Annotated in this window: 19 protein-coding genes; 14 read left to right on the forward strand and 5 right to left on the reverse strand. The window is 42.9% G+C overall.

The window, feature by feature from the left end:
- Positions 1-883 precede the first annotated feature (883 nt).
- Both ACPUYX_RS19230 and larA read left to right on the forward strand, forming a co-directional pair.
- A complete protein-coding gene (locus ACPUYX_RS19230; protein WP_426381227.1) occupies positions 884-1747 on the forward strand; it encodes a sugar diacid recognition domain-containing protein in 864 nt (287 codons plus the stop codon).
- A 64-nt stretch (positions 1748-1811) separates the two neighbouring features.
- Positions 1812-3074, forward strand: coding sequence for a nickel-dependent lactate racemase (gene larA / locus ACPUYX_RS19235; protein ID WP_426381228.1), 1263 nt, complete (start codon positions 1812-1814; stop codon positions 3072-3074).
- 196 nt (positions 3075-3270) lie between these two features.
- Here the strand turns inward: larA and ACPUYX_RS19240 are convergent, their stop codons facing one another.
- Positions 3271-3495 carry an alpha/beta-type small acid-soluble spore protein gene (locus tag ACPUYX_RS19240; RefSeq protein WP_088226266.1) on the reverse strand — a complete coding sequence of 75 codons (225 nt, stop codon included), beginning with the start codon at positions 3493-3495 and terminating at the stop codon, positions 3271-3273.
- Positions 3496-3743: 248 nt separating this feature from the next.
- On the opposite strand from ACPUYX_RS19240, the gene hypA reads away from it, so the two are divergent.
- Positions 3744-4085, forward strand: coding sequence for a hydrogenase maturation nickel metallochaperone HypA (gene hypA / locus ACPUYX_RS19245; RefSeq protein ID WP_426381229.1), 342 nt, complete (start codon positions 3744-3746; stop codon positions 4083-4085).
- Positions 4085-4756 (forward strand): hydrogenase nickel incorporation protein HypB, encoded by a 672-nt coding sequence (hypB, locus tag ACPUYX_RS19250; protein ID WP_426381230.1) that lies wholly within the window; start codon positions 4085-4087, stop codon positions 4754-4756. The genes hypA and hypB overlap by 1 nt, the downstream gene beginning before the upstream one ends.
- A 192-nt stretch (positions 4757-4948) precedes the next feature.
- Here hypB and ACPUYX_RS19255 read toward each other — a convergent pair whose 3' ends face one another.
- Genes ACPUYX_RS19255 through ACPUYX_RS19270 form a run of 4 tightly spaced genes read right to left on the reverse strand, consistent with a single transcriptional unit; the run spans position 4949 to position 8687 of the window.
- Positions 4949-5437 (reverse strand): HyaD/HybD family hydrogenase maturation endopeptidase, encoded by a 489-nt coding sequence (locus tag ACPUYX_RS19255; protein ID WP_426381231.1) that lies wholly within the window; start codon positions 5435-5437, stop codon positions 4949-4951.
- Positions 5438-5439: 2 nt separating this feature from the next.
- Positions 5440-6024: a Ni/Fe-hydrogenase, b-type cytochrome subunit gene (gene cybH, locus ACPUYX_RS19260; protein WP_426381232.1), complete on the reverse strand. Its 585-nt coding sequence runs from the start codon at positions 6022-6024 to the stop codon at positions 5440-5442.
- Positions 6025-6040: 16 nt separating this feature from the next.
- Complete coding sequence (locus tag ACPUYX_RS19265) at positions 6041-7603, reverse strand: nickel-dependent hydrogenase large subunit (protein ID WP_426381233.1); 1563 nt, start codon at positions 7601-7603, stop codon at positions 6041-6043.
- A 1-nt stretch (position 7604) separates the two neighbouring features.
- Positions 7605-8687 carry a hydrogenase small subunit gene (locus ACPUYX_RS19270; RefSeq protein WP_426381234.1) on the reverse strand — a complete coding sequence of 361 codons (1083 nt, stop codon included), beginning with the start codon at positions 8685-8687 and terminating at the stop codon, positions 7605-7607.
- Between the two features lie 360 nt (positions 8688-9047).
- Between ACPUYX_RS19270 and hypF the strand changes: the two genes are divergently transcribed.
- The 10 genes from hypF to ruvA all read left to right on the forward strand — a co-directional run bounded on the left by hypF (position 9048) and on the right by ruvA (position 17609).
- A complete protein-coding gene (hypF, locus tag ACPUYX_RS19275; RefSeq protein ID WP_426381235.1) occupies positions 9048-11369 on the forward strand; it encodes a carbamoyltransferase HypF in 2322 nt (773 codons plus the stop codon).
- The gene (locus tag ACPUYX_RS19280) at positions 11370-11600 is read left to right on the forward strand and encodes a HypC/HybG/HupF family hydrogenase formation chaperone (protein ID WP_088226257.1); all 231 of its coding nucleotides are present in this window, start codon (positions 11370-11372) and stop codon (positions 11598-11600) included.
- The gene (gene hypD / locus ACPUYX_RS19285; RefSeq protein ID WP_426381236.1) at positions 11578-12675 is read left to right on the forward strand and encodes a hydrogenase formation protein HypD; all 1098 of its coding nucleotides are present in this window, start codon (positions 11578-11580) and stop codon (positions 12673-12675) included. Before ACPUYX_RS19280 ends, hypD begins: the two co-directional genes overlap by 23 nt.
- On the forward strand, positions 12675-13667 hold the full coding sequence (gene hypE / locus ACPUYX_RS19290) for a hydrogenase expression/formation protein HypE (protein WP_426381237.1): 993 nt from the start codon (positions 12675-12677) through the stop codon (positions 13665-13667). The genes hypD and hypE overlap by 1 nt, the downstream gene beginning before the upstream one ends.
- A gap of 19 nt (positions 13668-13686) precedes the next feature.
- Positions 13687-14112 carry a DUF3842 family protein gene (locus ACPUYX_RS19295; protein ID WP_426381238.1) on the forward strand — a complete coding sequence of 142 codons (426 nt, stop codon included), beginning with the start codon at positions 13687-13689 and terminating at the stop codon, positions 14110-14112.
- 83 nt (positions 14113-14195) lie between these two features.
- A complete protein-coding gene (cysK, locus tag ACPUYX_RS19300; RefSeq protein WP_426381239.1) occupies positions 14196-15119 on the forward strand; it encodes a cysteine synthase A in 924 nt (307 codons plus the stop codon).
- 109 nt (positions 15120-15228) lie between these two features.
- On the forward strand, positions 15229-15981 hold the full coding sequence (locus ACPUYX_RS19305) for a YebC/PmpR family DNA-binding transcriptional regulator (RefSeq protein ID WP_426381240.1): 753 nt from the start codon (positions 15229-15231) through the stop codon (positions 15979-15981).
- Between the two features lie 85 nt (positions 15982-16066).
- Positions 16067-16435: a hypothetical protein gene (locus ACPUYX_RS19310; RefSeq protein ID WP_426381241.1), complete on the forward strand. Its 369-nt coding sequence runs from the start codon at positions 16067-16069 to the stop codon at positions 16433-16435.
- Positions 16436-16515: 80 nt separating this feature from the next.
- Positions 16516-17013 carry a crossover junction endodeoxyribonuclease RuvC gene (gene ruvC, locus ACPUYX_RS19315; protein ID WP_426381242.1) on the forward strand — a complete coding sequence of 166 codons (498 nt, stop codon included), beginning with the start codon at positions 16516-16518 and terminating at the stop codon, positions 17011-17013.
- The gene (gene ruvA / locus ACPUYX_RS19320; protein WP_426381243.1) at positions 17010-17609 is read left to right on the forward strand and encodes a Holliday junction branch migration protein RuvA; all 600 of its coding nucleotides are present in this window, start codon (positions 17010-17012) and stop codon (positions 17607-17609) included. Before ruvC ends, ruvA begins: the two co-directional genes overlap by 4 nt.
- Positions 17610-17620 lie beyond the last annotated feature (11 nt).

A 17620-nucleotide genomic window follows, 5' to 3' on the forward strand; every position in this document is an offset into this window, starting at 1 on the left:
CAGGAGAATGCGTAAGGGGACGCAGTGTGGCGAAAGGCTCATCCGCCTTTCGTTCCAGGGCCGATAATACTTGGGGCATAGCCCCTGGGAAAGTAGGTCATCGCCAGGTAACAAGCGATAGACTGCCTTATTGGCAGTCTATTTGTGTTTCATGAAAGAAATGAAAGTAAACTACCGGGGTTACACCCGTTCGGATCCACATTGCAGGAGAATGTTTCACAAGTCGCAATGTGGCGAAAAGCTCGTACTTCGCCACAAAGTGATTCTATGGGGCAGTGGCTCGGCGAAACCCTTCACTGGAGGCTTTCGTGTTTTCGTATACCGAACACGGAAGTTAAGGATCCACACTGCAGGAGAATGCGTAAGGGGACGCAGTGTGGCGAAAGGCTCATCCGCCTTTCGTTCCAGGGCCGATAATGCTTCGGACGCAGACCCTTGGGGTAGTTTCTAGTTTATAAACGAAATCTATTTAGTTTCGTTCGTTGTATTGTATTATTCTATCAATTTGTAATATTTGAGTTTAGTATTTGATTTTTTGAAGAAGTATTTTATTGAATAATTAACTTTGAGAAGTGCTTTAAAATAGGAATTGATTAAAATGATTAATGGTATGGTCAACTAAAATTTTTAAGTAAGTGCCATTCTGATTCAAAGCCGAAAAATAAGTTATAAGTTACTTCTTAAAAAACTATTATCATAAATTAAGGTATTTTTTAAAAAAATGCGAGAATAATAGTTAAATGCATGATAAACTAGTTAAGAAGGTATTTTTTATCTAAACTTAACACGTAGATATTTAAGGATAACAATTTTTAGTTCTTTAGAGCGTGATTGTTAACTATGAATATCCGATTGATTTGGTTTCGAAAAGGAGAGGAAAACATTGGATTGGAAGCTGAGCACTAACATTGCACAAAAAATTGTAGACCTTATTTATCAAACAAGTGGTTATCATGCAATAGTCTGCGATACAACTGGCATAATTATTGCTGACTCAGCTCATGCACGAATAGGCGTTAAGCACAGAGGAAGCCAAGAAATATTAACGACTAATTGCACATATGTGGAGATAACAGCAGACGAAGAGAGTGCTACATCTGGCAAAATAAAAGAAGGATACAACGTCGCCATTGAAATTCAAGGCCAAATAATTGGTACCTTTGGAATTGCCGGACAACTGGACATTGTAAGGCCAGTAGGTAAGGTTGCGGTAGGAATGGTAGAAATGATGATCAGAGATGATGAATTAAAGGAAGTTATCCGCAATCAAGTTCAACTTTTAAGTAATTCAGTTGAACAGGCTGCCAGTGCGGTTCAAGAGACTGCTGCCTCTGCAGAAGAAGTGGCTTCAATTAGCCAAGTAATTGCTCAAGAAGCCAAAGATGGTGAAAATCAGCTCCAGTCTACAACTATGATTTTAGATCTAATACATAAAGTTGCAAAACAAACGAATCTTTTAGGATTGAATGCTGCAATTGAAGCTTCACGTGCGGGGGAGCAGGGTAGAGGTTTTTCTGTTGTTGCTGGTGAGGTGCGTAAGTTAGCTGAAGAAAGTAATCGTTCTGCTACTGAGATAAGAAATATTCTCCAGCTATTTCAAACAATTATTCAGAAGATTGTCGATAGCTCTTTACGTAATAGCGCCATTACTCAAGAACAAGCAAAAGCTAATCAAGAAATTGCCCAAATGATTGATGGAGTATTTCAGGTAAGTGAAAATTTAAAATCTCTATCTGAAAATATTTAACTATAACAAAACGCTACACAAACTCTTTTTGTGTAAAAACAAAATTCAAAAGGAGATTTACTCTATGGAAGTTGCTTTGGCATATGGGAAAAATGGATTAAGAATTAACGTACCAGATCATTCGAAAGTAGTTACCCCTAAGCAAATTGATCTGCCTGAAAACGATCATCAACTGGTTCTTAATGCGCTGCGGAATCCAATAGGAACAAAACCATTAAAGGAAATGGTAAATCCCAAGGATAAGATCGTTATTGTCATAAGCGATATTACAAGGCCTACTCCAAATCACAAATTAGTGCCTTGGTTATTGGAGGAGCTTTCGCATATCCCAATTGAAAATTTTACGATCATTAATGGCACGGGTACTCATCGTGACGAAACCAGAGAAGAACTTGTTGAGATGTTAGGGGAAAAAATCGTTGATTCTGTTCGCATTATTAATCATCACTGTCATGAGATCGCAGAGTTAAAAAAGGTAGGAAGCAGTAGTTTTGGCTGTGATGTTTATTTAAATAAGGAATATGTTGAAGCTGACTTTAGAATTGTAACAGGATTTATAGAACCACACTTTTTTGCAGGGTTTTCAGGGGGACCAAAGGGGATAATGCCCGGAATTGCGGGAATAGAGACCATTTTAACATTTCATAATGCTCAAATGATAGGTCATCCTCTTGCAACTTGGGGGGTTATTGAAAAAAACCCTCTTCAAGAAATGACTAGGGAAGTAAATTCTCTTTGCAAACCGGATTTTCTTTTGAATGTTGCCCTAAGCGGCAGTAATGAAATAACAAATGTTTTTGCCGGTGAGCTTATTGCCGCTCATGAGACAGGCTGTGCATTTGTCAAAGAGCATGCGATGATTAAATGTGAGGAACGTTTTGATGTTGTTATTACGACAAACGCCGGGTATCCATTGGATCAGAATCTCTATCAGGCTGTTAAAGGAATGAATGCTGCGCAAAAGATTGTAAAAAAAGGCGGAACGATAATTTGTGCTGCGGAATGCAGTGAAGGAATGCCTGAACATGGCAATTTTTCAAAGATACTGAAGATGCGTGATACGCCAAAGGATCTTTTGGAAATGATCAATGATCCATCCTTTCGCATGTTTGATCAGTGGGAAGCCCAAAGGTTAGCAATGATTCAGGAATGGTCTGACGTGGTTGTATATTCAACGTTGCCAGAGGAATGGGTTAAAATTGCTATGCTCACGCCGACAAAGAATATTGAATCAACAATTACTGAACTTCAAGCGAAATACGGCAAAGAAATGAGTATAGCTGTATTACCTCTGGGACCACTGACAATTCCTTATGTTGAAGAGTAGGAAAGGCGCGTTGAAGAGGGCATAAAAACCATAAAAGGGAACAGAAAAAAGGGATGAGCGTTTGATAACGATCGTCCCTTTCTTCCTGGAGAGTTATTGTTGAGAAGTTGAGCTTCTAAAACAATAATTCCCTGTAGGATATCCTATGGCTGTTGATATCGTGCTGGCCGAAACACGATTTCAACAATGCTTACATTTAGTCGTTCATAATTTCCGAACCTTGATCAGCCATTTCTTTTTCGGCATAGTTAATCATTTTTTTAACCATGTTTCCGCCAATCTGACCAACTTCACGAGTCGTCATATTGGCGAACCCCTTATCTTCGATATCATCATCCAATTGTAATTCTTCGGCAACTTCCCATTTTAACTTATCCAACTGGCTTTCGGATTCTGGAACTTCAGGTGTATTACGACTCATTTTACCATCCTCCTTATCAGTTGTTTGAAGTTTAATACATTCTTTATCATCTCCCTTTTAAAGTACAATATACATTGCAAAACTGTGAAATTTATTATAGGCGGCCGAAAAAATAACAGAATACTATATAATGAGGGAAAATTCCAATTTTTGCTTTTAAATAACTTGTTGCATAACTTCGGATAAGCTATACTTGGAACAGATTCTAATAGTTCACTAAAATAATAATACCCGATAGGGGTGATTTGGTGCATGAAATGTCCTTGATGGGAGGGGTATTTGAAGTGATTGATCATACCTTGTCCCAACATGATGTCAAAAGGGTTCTGAAAGTTAAGATAAAGGTTGGAGAGTTGACAAATGCTGAGCCAGATGCCTTGGCCATGGCTTTTGAGGCATATAGCAGGGATACTCTTTGTGAGGGAGCTGAATTGATTGTCGAACGGGTTCCTTTGCTCGGACGTTGCAAGGATTGTCATTATGAGTTTAACGTTAAGATGATGTATTTCCTCTGTCCTAACTGTAAATCTACGAATATAGAAGTAGTTCAAGGAGAAGAACTTTTACTTGAAAGTTTGGAGGTCGAATAATGGATAATGAACGTCGCGAAATTGAAGTAATGGCAAATTTGCGTGATTCAAATGATATGCAAGCTGAAGTAAATCGTGCACATTTTCGTAAAAATAATTGTTTAGCAATTAATATTCTGGGTTCACCAGGCGCAGGAAAAACTACGCTTTTAGAAAAGACATTGCCATTGTTCAATGAAAACATAAGTCTTGCAGTTATTGAAGGAGATATTTTCACATCTAAAGATGCAGATCGAATATCTGTGCATGATGTTCCGGTAATACAGATTAACACTGGGGGCAGCTGCCATTTAGACAGTAAAATGGTAGCTAAGGTATTACCTGAGTTTGATTGTCAGAGTTTAGATTTAATGATTATTGAAAACGTTGGTAATCTTGTTTGCCCTGCTGACTTTGATTTAGGTGAAGCTTTTAAGGTTATTGTTTTAAGTATAGTTGAGGGTGACGATAAGCCGGCAAAGTATCCTGTTATCTTTCGTAAAGCTAAAGCCGTTCTCTTAAATAAGATGGATTTGGAAGGTTTAACGGATGTAAACATGGAAAGAATGAAACAGGATATCAGGGTTATAAATCCGGACATAAGAATTTTTGAGATTTCTTGCCGAACGGGAAAGGGGCTGCAAGACTGGACTAAATGGCTTCTGGGTGAAGTTTTGGCCTTTCAATCATAAGTTTATGAACAATTATATCGTGACTATTATTACTCCTACTTTACATCACACTAACTGCAGGCTCTTTAGGGTTTCAGTTGTTATTTTCACACAAAAAAGGCCGATGCTCACGAACCTTTTTAGTTCGTTTTTGCTACGGCCTTTTCGAAGTTTGAGTTAGTGCTTTAGATAAGTCATGTAATGATATTAGGTTTAATTAATTGTAAATTTACCTTCACGCTGAATCGAATCAATTTCAAGGAGAACCAATTCAGTAAGATGGGGAAATAGAGATTGAATCTCAGGACTTATTTCCATTCCCCAATCGAGTTTTTTGGGTTGCACACCGAAAATTAAGGTTTGGGGAGCATGCCCTAAAATGTTTGCCATGGTCAAGACTTCAATTATTCCGATTTGGTGAAAGGATACCTCGTATTGCTCAGGAAAGACCTGTATATCACCTGGTTGAAATCGGAATAGAGCACCGGGTTCTGACTGAGCATTGATTGCGTCAATAATAATCAGGAAGTCTATTTCTTGAATTAGGTGTACGAGTTCGAGTCCAGCTGTGCCTCCTTCGAGGAGTTCAACATTTTGCGGGAGGGAGTTTCGAGCCAGTTCGTCTAAAAATCGAACACCCAAGCCTTCGTCGGATAGAAGAATGTTTCCGACTCCCATGACCATAATTTTTGGCGAGTGCATGATTAAATTCCCTTCTCATTCCTCATTTTGCCAAAGAACATAAACAGGAATTGTTCGTAGGCAGCTGTAAAGACCAAGTAAACGTGAATTGCGATAATTGCAATAAATAGCCACATGACAAGATAGTGGAGTCCGCGAACAGCAGTCAGCCCTCCTACCAGGTCAGCAAGTCCTGCTAATTGTACAGGTTTATAGAGAATAAAGCCTGTAAAGGCCTGAATAACGGCCAGAATAGGAAGTGCGATATATGCTAATTTTTGCAGCGGGTTGTATTTGCCCGTTTCTGGGTGTTTTCCCAGGAACAGGTAGTACTTAATCTGCGGCCAAATATTCTTCACATCCTGCATGTTGAGCAAAATAGAATCATAGTCTTTATTTTTCCCGAAAAAGGAAATATAAAAACGTACAACTCCATTAATGAGAAGAAAATACATAAATAAGAAATGTAAATTACGAATTAAATTCATTGGCATACCAGGATGGGGAGAATGAATAAACCAGCCCGTAAAGATCAGAACTATAAAATTAATAAGATTAATCCAGTGGCTTATCCGTTGGGCTAATGGATGGTCAAGCGGGTTAACCATGTCCTTTCCTCCTTTTCTACCAACCGATCCGGAATTTTTTTACATCATTTGTCACCGGATCGATGAGGTGAATCGCGCATGCAAGGCATGGGTCATAAGATCGAGCGACTCTAACGATGTTCACCGGATTATCGGGGTCGGGGATAGGTACCCCTATTAAAGCTTGTTCGAACGGTCCAAGAACTCCTTTATCATCTCGGGGAGAGAAATTCCAGGTGGTGGGTACAACCATCTGATAGTTCTCGATTTTGTGATTAGCAACTTTAACAAAATGGCCCAAGGCTCCTCTTGGTGCTTCGGTTAATCCTGATCCTTGACCTGTGGCAGGTGCCTCCCAGTGTTCCGTATCATGAATGCGGAAATTAGATCCCATTTCTTTTTCCAGTGCATCAAGCCAGGTCAGCATGTCTTTAGCGAGTAGGAGAGTTTCATAGGCACGAGCTGCATGACGTGCGACCGCACCTGGTTTGATATTGTATTTTGAAATTATATCCATTAAACCTTTGGGCTGCATTACAAGCATGCGGGCAAGAGGCCCTACTTCCATGGGCTTACCATCATAGCGAGGTGCTTTTACGAAAGAATAGGCATCTTTTTTATCAAGATCAGGAATTGTGTCCTCGGTGAAGGGGGTTTTGCCGTTGGCACTGGCTTTATACCAAGAGTATTGAACATCCTCAGTAATTTTAGTTTCGTCAACAGGTAATACCTTGCTTAAGTCGCCGTTCATGACTATACCGGATTTAAGGAATAAGTCTTTACCGGCGTCATCCCGAGCGAAGGCGCCATAAGACAGGAAATTGACCGCTCCTGCTCCGCCAACCCCTGCTTGGGCTAAGGGCAGCAATGGCCCGGTGCCGAAGGTCAAGACATCCTGGAGATAAACCTTTTCAACGAAATCCAGTTGTTCCAGCAGCATGGAACGGAATTGCTCAACAACTTCAATATTAGGAAGCATCGTAACCCCGCCGACAACAATCGAAGATTGATGGGGCTGTTTACCGGCGAATAAGGCCGACATTTTTTTAGCTTTGGCCTGCATTTCCAAGGCTTTTAGATAATGAGCTACTGCCATGGTCACTAACTCAGGATCCTTCACGCTGAATTCATCGGGCTTATAACGTGGAGTTAAGGGAGCGGTATCTCCTGCGGTGACAAGCTTGACAATTTTATCTTTGACAGCAAGGAGCCCCGGATCCTTTCCCTGATATTGGGCAACAGCCATTACGTCAAGGTAATCGAGAGCACTTAGATGATAAAAATGTAAGGGATGATCGTGCAGCCACATGGCGCCCAGAATTAAGTTGCGGATAATTCGCCCCCCAGCCGGAACGTTAGCGCCGTATGCTTGGTCTAAAGCCAGAGAGGATGCCCAACCGTGGGAGCCTGCACAAACTCCGCATACACGCTCAGTTACATAGGTGGCATCGCGAGGATCCTTACCGCGCAGCATCGCTTCAATTCCCCGATACATCGTTCCTATGACATGAGCGTCTGAAACTTTTCCATTCTCGACTTCTACTTCCACCCGCAGGTGTCCCTCTATTCTTGTTAAGGGATCGACAACAATCTTTGTCATCTTATAAATCCTCCTTGTGGCCGTGGCCTTGGTTAGTCAGCCTTCCGCTTGCAGCTGTAGCTATTAAATGAACTCCGAGACCGATGGCGGCAGCCCCTCCGATGACGGTACCAACCGTATCAGCATTAACCTGACCTATGCCGGGAAGTTTGAAAGTCTCTTGTTTGGTATATAAAGGGGTGAATTGCTTGTAGAAGCTCTTTTCTGAACATCCGGAACAGGGAGATCCGGCATTGATACAGAAGTTTGCGTTGTCATTCCACCATACTTGAGCACAATCTGTGAAAGTTTTAGGCCCTTTGCATCCCTTCAAAAGTAAGCAATAGTCTTTCTGGGCTGGATCATTCCAATCTGTAAGAAATTCTCCGTTTTCAAAGTGACCGCGGCGTGGGCAGTTATCATGTAATAATGTTCCATAGAAAGCTAATGGGCGATTTTGGGAGTCAAGGGGCGGAACCTTCTGATAAGTCAGATAATAAAGAATTGTACCGATAAGTGTAGTAGGCTTCACCGGGCAGCAGGGTAGATTGATAAGGGGAGTGCTGATTCCCTCAGCTTTAAGAATCTCAGAAACTCCAACGGCTCCTGTGGCACAGGCACCGGGAATTCCGCCGCCTTCCGAGGCGCAGCTTCCGATAGCAATGATGGCTTGGGCTTTTTTGGCAGCTTCGATAAGAGTTTTGCGGAAAGGCTTTCCTCCGACCATGCAGTAGCGATCTTCTTGAGCGGGGGTAGCTCCCTCTACAACGAGAATAAACTTATCTTTAAGGGTGTCTTGATATGCTTCTTCAGCTATATTTCCAGATCCGGCCATAATTGTTTCATGGTACCGAATTGAGATCATGTCAAGAACCAGTTCGGCTGCTGAAGGATTTAACGTGGCAATTGTTGATTCCGTACATCCAGTGCAGTCCATTCCTTCCAGCCAAATAACCGGGGGCTTCTTAATTGCTTGTTCCATTGCTGAAGCTGCTTGGGGTACGAATAATTCGGGTAATCCAAGCGCGGCTGTAGTTGCTCCTATCAACTTCATGAAGTCACGCCGAGAAACCCCTTTGACCTTGAGTAAATCAAAATTCCCCATAATTTGATGAACACCTCCTGAATATGTCTTGTCCCCTTTTGCGTACGGGTATAAAAATATAGAAATTCCTTATTATCAACATATATTCGAGATAACCTATTTATTTCCTGCTTGTTTTTAATAATTATTCAGAATTAAGCAAAATTTGGATCTAGTAAATATTTTCACAAAAAAGGTTCCTTTCTTAAGACTTGTGGAATAAGGAGTTTGGCGTGTACAATAAGAGAGTTATCAGAATTAATCTGAAAGATAATTGCTTCATCCAATTGTAAGACTTTCATTGTTACAAGTGGGAATAGTGCTGTTTAGCTTTAGCTGAACGAGTTTACCGATACGAAACATTTATTCAAAGATAGTTGGATGAAGAAATTAGAAAGCTGGAAGAAAGAAATGACCTCTAAAGCCAGAAAAATCTTTTTGAATGGAATTGTACAAGGGGTAGGTTTTCGACCCTTTGTATTTAAACTAGCCGAAGAACTGAACATCAGAGGATGGGTCAATAATTCAAGTAAGGGAGTGACAATCCATGCAGAAGGAGAGAACATGGATTGTTTCCTGCAGCGTTTGATTTCCGATTCGCCGCCCTTAGCAAAACTATTAATGGTCCGCTCTGAAGAGGCAAACTTTGAAAATTTTAGTTCTTTTCATATTACCCGGAGCGAAGCTCAGGAAGATGCCGATGTGTTAATCTCTCCCGACGTCGCCACATGCCAAGATTGTTTGCAAGAGATGTCAGATAAAAACAATCGCCGCTTTAAGTATCCTTTTACCAATTGCACAAATTGCGGACCAAGATATACGATTATTCGTGATGTTCCTTATGATCGTGCTCAAACAACGATGTCAACGTTTCCGATGTGTGAATCCTGTGCGGAAGAATATCAAGATCCCCGAGACCGGCGTTTTCATGCCCAGCCTGTTGCTTGTGAGGAGTGTGGACCAAAAGTGCAATTGCTTGACAGCGCTGGACGATCGATTCCAGGGATGGGCATCGAACAATTGGTTCAAGGCGGGATTCTGGCTGTTAAAGGTTTAGGCGGGTTTCATCTCGTTTGTGATGCAGGCAACAGAGAGGCCATAGAGCGTTTGCGTAAGCGCAAAGAACGAGGAGCTAAACCTTTCGCCCTCATGGTACGCTCAATAGAAAAGGCGCGCCAGGAAGTCCTGATCGATAAAAAAGAAGAGGAATTGTTACTCAGCCCGGCCGCGCCCATAGTGATACTGGAACGAAATCTAAACCAAGCCAATCTATTGCCAGATAACATTGCCCCCGGTATTCATACCTTAGGGATAATGTTGCCTTATACGCCAATTCATCATCTCCTATTTAATGGGCCTTATGATTTTTTGATTGTGACAAGTGCTAATCTGAGTGGACGTCCTTTGGTGTATACCAATGAAGAGGCTCTAACGTCGCTCAACGGTATTGCGGATTATTTTTTAGTCCATGACAGAGATATTTATCATCCTTGTGATGATTCTGTTATTCAATTTATTGGAGGAGAAGCGGTTTATTTACGAAGGGCCAGAGGTTATGTGCCTTTACCGATTTCCTTAACCTCATCTAAGTTAAAAAAGTCAATTTTAGGATTAGGCGGAGATTTAAAGAATGCTTTCTGTCTGGCCGCTGGTCAACGGGCTTTTGTCAGCCAGTATCTCGGAGATATGGAGAGCTTCGAGACAATGGAGCGTTTTCAGCAGGAATTAGAATCCTTCCAGCGGGTCGTCAACGTTACTCCTTCTGTTATTGCTTATGATCAGCATCCTAATTATCAGTTGACAAGATTTGCTCTTGAGAAGGAACAACCAAAAATTTCAATCCAGCACCATCATGCCCATTTAGCAAGTGTACTGGGAGAGTGGGAAATATCGGACCCAGCCTTAGGAATTATTTGCGACGGAACAGGCTTTGGGAAGGATCGTTGCATCTGGGGTTTTGAAGTTCTCTATGGGAATGCAGCAAGTTATGAACGTAAAGGGCATCTTGAATATTTGCCGCTGCCAGGAGGTGATGCAGGTGCCAAACATCCTGTGCGCATGGCTTATGCTTACCTGAAAACTCTCCTTACAGATGAAGAATGGACAAAAACACTGCCGCTTTGGCAGACCCTGTCCCCAAACGAACGTAAGATCTTAGATCGTCAATTAGAAAGGAATATCCAAATTTTTCAGACTTCCAGTGCAGGTCGGCTGTTTGATGCGGTGAGCGGATTATTGGGGATATGTACAGAAGTAACATACGAAGGACAAGCTGCCATTGAACTTGAGAGTATGGCAACATTATTTTTCAGACAAGTAAATTCAGGTGGTGAAAATGAAGAGACAGAGGACGTTTCTGAGTATCCTTATGAAATCAGACTTGAAGGTGATGAATATATTCTCGGTGTGGCGCCGCTTTTTAAAGCCATTGTTCATGACTGTCTTAATGGAGTATCCAGAGGAAAAATTGCCTATCGTTTTCATCGGACTATCGCCGGAGCTATTACAGCACTGTCTCTGAAATTTCAACATAACGGGCATCTTGCTCTAAGCGGTGGGGTGTTCCAGAATAAACTTCTCACCGAGGCCGTTCTTCAAAATTTAAAGGATACAAACATCAAGGTCATTCGTTCACGCGCACTGCCGCCAGGAGACGGCGGGCTGGCCTTTGGACAAGTATTAATTGCAAATGAGGTGTTATAAATGTGTTTAGCCATACCAGCTAAAATTGTCTCAGTCGACGGTGTTATTGCTAAAGTGGATATGATGGGGAATGAACGAATAATTAGTATTGACCTGGTACCGGAGGCAGGGATCGGCGACTATGTTTTAGTTCACGCAGGTTTTGCCATTGGGGTTATCGACAATCAGAGTGCTAAAGAGACGGAAGAATTACTATTGGAGGTTGCCGATGCCTATGCCGAAGGAGAGTAAAGATGTCTTAGTAAAGGCGGGAGAGTATCTAGAGGAAATTAGGTATTTAGCTTCGAACCCTTTTACAATTATGGAAGTTTGCGGGACCCATACTGTTGCTATTGCTAAAAATGCGCTTAGGGATTTACTGCCGCCGACTGTCCGCTTAATTTCCGGTCCCGGGTGTCCCGTTTGTGTGACTGACAGTAGTGATATTGATCGTTACTTGTATCTTGCTGCTCAACCGAATGTGATTACCACGACCTTTGGCGACATGATCAGAGTCCCCGGCAGTAAAAAGAATCTGCAGGCTTTGAAAGCCGAAGGGGCTGATGTACGTGTTGTTTATTCAACCCAGGACGCTTTGGAAATTGCTCATAAAAACCCAGGTAAGGATGTCGTTTTTCTAGGAGTAGGCTTCGAAACAACGGCACCAACCGTTGCCGTCAGCCTGGAAATTGCCAATCGTGAAGGGATTAATAATTTTAGCGTTTTGTCAATGCATAAAATTGTACCTCCCGTTTTAAGGTTATTAGCTGAAGATGAGCAACTGGATGTGGATGCCTTTCTAGATCCCGGTCATGTTTGTGCCATTATCGGAACTCAGCCAATCGAGTTTATGGCTAAAGAATTTGGTAAACCAGGAGTCGTGACGGGATTTGAAGCCCTTGACATTTTAGAGGCTATAGTGATGCTGCTTCGGCAGCGGGAAGAAGGACGTTCGGATATTGAGATTCAATATCGTCGAGTCGCCAAGGCCGAAGGAAATCCTCACGCCCAAACGGTTGTAAAGAGAGTTTTTGAACCGATGGACGCTTCATGGCGAGGGATGGGATTAATCCCCGGGAGTGGCTTAGGAATCAGAGAGGAGTTTGGTCCTTGGGATGCAATACGGAAATATTCTTTGCCAGTTTTCCATTCGCCGGAAACGCCTGGATGTCAATGCGGAGAAGTTTTGAAAGGTCGTATTTATCCTACACAATGTGCTTTGTTTGGTAAACGCTGTACTCCTCTTAAACCTGTAGGACCCTGCATGGTCTCTTCTGAAGGATCTTGCGCTGCCTACTACCGATATTCTCAAAGGAGCGACGATTAATGGAACGCATTTTGATGGCCCATGGAAGCGGTGGGCGGATGAGCCATGAATTAATCCGCAGTCTTTTTCAAAAGTATTTAGGAAATTCTTTCTTAGATCAAATGAACGATGCAACGATCGTACCGGGGCAAGAGCAACTGGCGGTAACGACTGATTCTTTTGTGGTTTCCCCCTTGTTTTTTCGCGGAGGAAATATCGGCAGACTCGCCGTATGCGGAACAGTTAACGACCTGGCAGTAAGCGGTGCATCGCCGAAGTTTTTATCATTAGCATTGATATTAGAAGAAGGTTTGCCCTTAGAGGAACTGGAACGCATTATTCAGAGTGTAGCAGATACTGCCAAGGAAGCAGGTATTAGTATTGTCTGTGGGGATACAAAAGTTGTGGAACGGGGAAGTGCCGATAAACTTTTTATAAACACAACGGGTATTGGATATAGTAATAGATATTTTGTCAACCCCCAACAAATCCAGCCCGGCGATGTCATCCTTATTACCGGAACAATTGGGGATCACGAGATCGCCATTCTGTCTGATCGAGAAGGCCTGGAGTTTGAAACGCCTGTAACGAGTGATTGCGCTCCGCTAAATGGGCTTATTGATTCCTTTTTTCAAGGCGGGGTTAAATGTATGCGTGATCCCACTCGCGGTGGAGTTGCGACGACCTTAAATGAGTTAGCGCAGCAAGCAGGTGTAAGTATGCTCCTGAAGGAAGAGTCGTTACCAATTCTTCCGGGGGTAAAAGGAGCCTGCGATATGCTGGGGCTCGACCCTCTTTACCTTGCTAATGAAGGAAAGGCCTTAGTCATTGTTAAGTCTGAGGCAGCCGAAACCGTTCTGCAGGCGATGCATGCTCATCCTTTGGGACATCGAGCAGCTCAAATCGGGGTTGTTCAAGAAGGAAAACCTGGGTTTGTGCTTTTGGAAACTCCTCTGGGAGGAAAGCGAATTGTCGGAATGCTTGAAGGCGAACACCTTCCGCGGATATGTTGAGCAGGCGGAGGAGGGTACTATGCGTATAGCTGTAATTGATGGGCAAGGCGGCGGAATAGGCAAGCATATTGTTGAACAATTACGAAAGAAAATTCCCGAATTGGAAATATTAGCTCTAGGTACAAATGCCTTAGCTACGGGTGCAATGTTACGTGCCGGGGCGACTGAGGGGGCCTCTGGTGAATCGGCAATTTGTTATAATGCCGGTCGAGTGGATCTGATTGTGGGCTCAGCAGCGATAATTATGGTTTATGGGTTATTGGGGGAAATAACACCAGGGATGGCAAGTGCTATTGCGAATAGTAAAGCTGACAAGTTACTTATTCCAATTCAACGGGGGAATATTCAATTTGTTGGAGTTCAGCGCATTCCTTTACCCCATTTAATAGAAACTTTGGTTATAGACGTTGAGCGGAGATTAGCCAACGATCAAAACAACAACTGAGATGTCACTAGTTCACTTGACAAAGGTCCTCGTTGTTGTTAACATTAAAACACAGTAAATTGATATGAATTGAGGTATTTGAAATGCGAGTTGTTAATTCGATTACAGATTTAATTGGCCAAACGCCTTTGGTAAAGCTGCAGCGTATTGTAAAACCGGGAATGGCCAATATTTACGTAAAGGTTGAAGCCTTTAATCCTGGAGGGAGCATTAAAGACCGGATAGCCTTGGGAATGGTTATTGATGCCGAAAAGCGAGGAGTACTTCATCCCGGCGGAACCATCGTAGAGCCTACCAGCGGGAATACCGGGATTGGATTAGCAATGATTGCCGCCGCACGCGGATATCGTTTGATCGTTGTGATGCCCGAAACGATGAGTGTAGAACGACGACTGCTTATGTCTGCTTATGGAGCTGAATTCGTGCTGACTCCGGGCTCAGCAGGCATGAACGGTGCTATAGAAGAGGCAGAACGCCTTACTCGAGAAAATCCGGATTATTTTATGCCCCAACAATTCGAAAATCTTGCCAATCCGGAAGCTCATCGTAAAAGTACCGCTTTGGAACTTATGGAACAACTTGGTAATATTGATGCTTTTGTTGCGGGAATTGGCACCGGGGGGACGATCACAGGGGTGGGTGAAATCTTGAAGGAACATCTTCCCAACGTGAAAATTATTGGTGTAGAACCGGCTTCATCTCCAGTAATATCAGGCGGGAAACCCGGGCCTCACAAAATCCAAGGAATTGGTGCCGGATTTGTACCCAAGGTTTTGAATGCGTCGATCCTGGATCAGATTGTTTCGGTAAGCAATGATGATGCTTTAGAAACCGCCCGCAAACTTGCCAGTCAAGAAGGGCTGTTAGTGGGCATTTCTTCAGGGGCAGCTGTTAGTGCGGCTCTTCAGGCTGCCAGTGATTTGGGTGAAGGTAAAAACGTAGTGGCTATAGCGCCGGACACTGGAGAGCGGTATTTGAGCACTGAACTTTTTGCAAATCGCGGGTAGATTCCAAATGCTCTTGAAAGATGGCCAATTATCAGAAGATTAAAGTCTTTACAAGGGAAATTGCCCTATGCTAAACTATTTAAGCGGACTAGCATAAGGAGGAACACACATGTCAGGACATTCAAAATGGGCAAACATTAAGCATAAAAAAGGCAAAGCAGATGCGCAAAAAGGAAAAATCTTTACGAAGCTTGGGCGGGAAATTGTCGTAGCTTCTCGAGCCTGCGGCGGAGATCTTGGAAATTTTCGCCTAAAGATAGCCATTGAAAATGCTAAAGCACAAAATGTACCTAATGAAAACATTCAAAGAGCTATTCAAAAAGGAGCAGGCGGCGCCGAGGGAGCAAACTATGAAGAATTGCGTTACGAAGGCTACGGCCCCGGAGGCGTTGCAGTCATGGTTGATATTCTCACCGATAATCGGAATCGTACAGCGGCTGAAGTCCGCCATATATTTTCTAAAAATGGCGGAAACATGGGCGAGACCGGCTGCGTTGGCTGGATGTTTGAAGATAAGGGCCAACTGAGAATTCCCAGGGAAGGCCTTAAGTTTTCTGAGGATGATCTAATGATGATCGCCTTGGAAGCCGGTGCGGAGGATTTGGAAGACGATACAGAGGAGTTTGTGATCTACACATCACCAGAAACCATGGAAGACGTACGCAAGGCACTTGAGGAGCAGCATATCGTCGTCAGTGAATCACTCCTAAGTCCAATGGCCCAAAATACCATTGAAATTACAGATGCAGACCAAGCACGAAAGATAGTTCATTTAATGGAAACTCTCGAAGATCATGACGATACTCAAGGGGTATATTCCAATTTTGATTTATCTGAGGAATTGGCAAGTGAAGATTTTTAGAAGTTAATAATCAGCTATAACGATTAAATTATGTGCCCTCCTGGCAAGACTAGAGAAAAAGACAATGTCGGGAGGGTTTTTACTTATGTCTCGTTGGAAAACTATAGGTTTGGTACTTGTCTTGGGATTAGGAATCGGAGGTCTTGTTCCCATGGCAGCTTCATGGCTGCCAGCTAAAATTTCAGCTGTCCAAAAAGGTTATCTGGAAGACAGCGTCGCTTTAGTATCCGCAAATGCTCCGGAGACAAGGACTTACCATTTTAGTCTTAATAATAATGTGCTCTCTGTTCAGGAAGGAAAGCCGGGAACTGAGGGTAAGGTTATCATAAATGGTCTGGACGTAAAGACTTGGCCAAAAGCTATGCAGGAAATGGCACCCAAGGTCGAGTTTAATTCTTTGGATGAAGTTCAGTCCTTTATCGATACTGCTAACGAAGATTTATGGAACGAGTAAAAGCAAAGGCCTTTATTTATTAAGAAGAAAAGGATTCGTACGTCTTCTGTCGAAAATTTATAGCTGAAAGGAAGACGCACATGATTATTTTAGGGATTGATCCAGGAACTGCAATTATGGGATATGGTCTTATTGAACAAAAAGGAAATCGCTTGAGGGCGCTGGATTATGCTTGTTGGCGCACCGCTGCTCATACTCCTCTAGCCGAACGTTTACTAATTCTTTATAATCAAATTTTCCCTTATCTTAAGGACCATCAACCCGATCAAATTGTGGTGGAGGAACTCTTTTTCAACCGTAATACGACGACAGCCATCTCTGTCGGACAGGCACGGGGAATCGTCTTATTAGCGGGGGCTCAGCAGAGTATCCCAGTTTATGAATATACTCCCTTGCAGGTCAAACAAGCAGTTGTTGGCTACGGAAGAGCAGACAAGAAACAGGTCCAGCAGATGGTCAAGGGGTTATTAGGCCTGGATGACGTCCCGAGACCTGATGATACCGCGGATGCTTTGGCCTTAGCAATTTGCCATGCGCATAGCTTTGCTTTAGAGCGAAGAATGGAGGATTTCCGATGATAGGAATGCTGCGCGGAACAGTCTGGGAAATTCAAGCAGAACGTTTAATACTGGAGGTCCAGGGTGTCGGGTATCTGCTTACAGTACCAAGCGGACTGTTAGGCAAAGCGGTTCCGGGACAGAAACTTGTCCTCTATACCCATGTTGTCATTCGCGAGGATGATATAGCGCTTTATGGATTTACGTCAATGGTAGAAAAACAGCTTTTTTTAGAGATGCTTAGCGTTTCAGGAATCGGTCCCAAGGCAGCCATATCCTTATTATCCACTTTTGGAGCTGCACAGATTGAAAATGCCATTGTTAGTGAAAATCTTAACCTGTTAACAAAGGTACCTGGTGTAGGCAAGAAAATCGCCCAACGGTTAATTTTAGAACTTAAAGAGAAGTTTAAAGGACTCGCTTTGGTTTCAGAAGAGACTGCCATTGCTGCTGATTTGAATCCCTCAAAACATTCTGATGCCCTGCAAACATTACTTGCTCTTGGTTTCGGTCTGGAGGAAGCCAGACGGGCCTTGGTCCATGCTGGAAAGGACGGAGGAGAATTATCGACCGAAGAGCAAGTTAAAAAAGCCTTGCGGGTGTTGGCGGGAGGTTAATCTGTAACGGC

Origin of the sequence: Desulfosporosinus sp. SYSU MS00001 (assembly GCF_049943955.1) — a bacterium.
GTDB lineage: Bacteria > Bacillota > Desulfitobacteriia > Desulfitobacteriales > Desulfitobacteriaceae > Desulfosporosinus.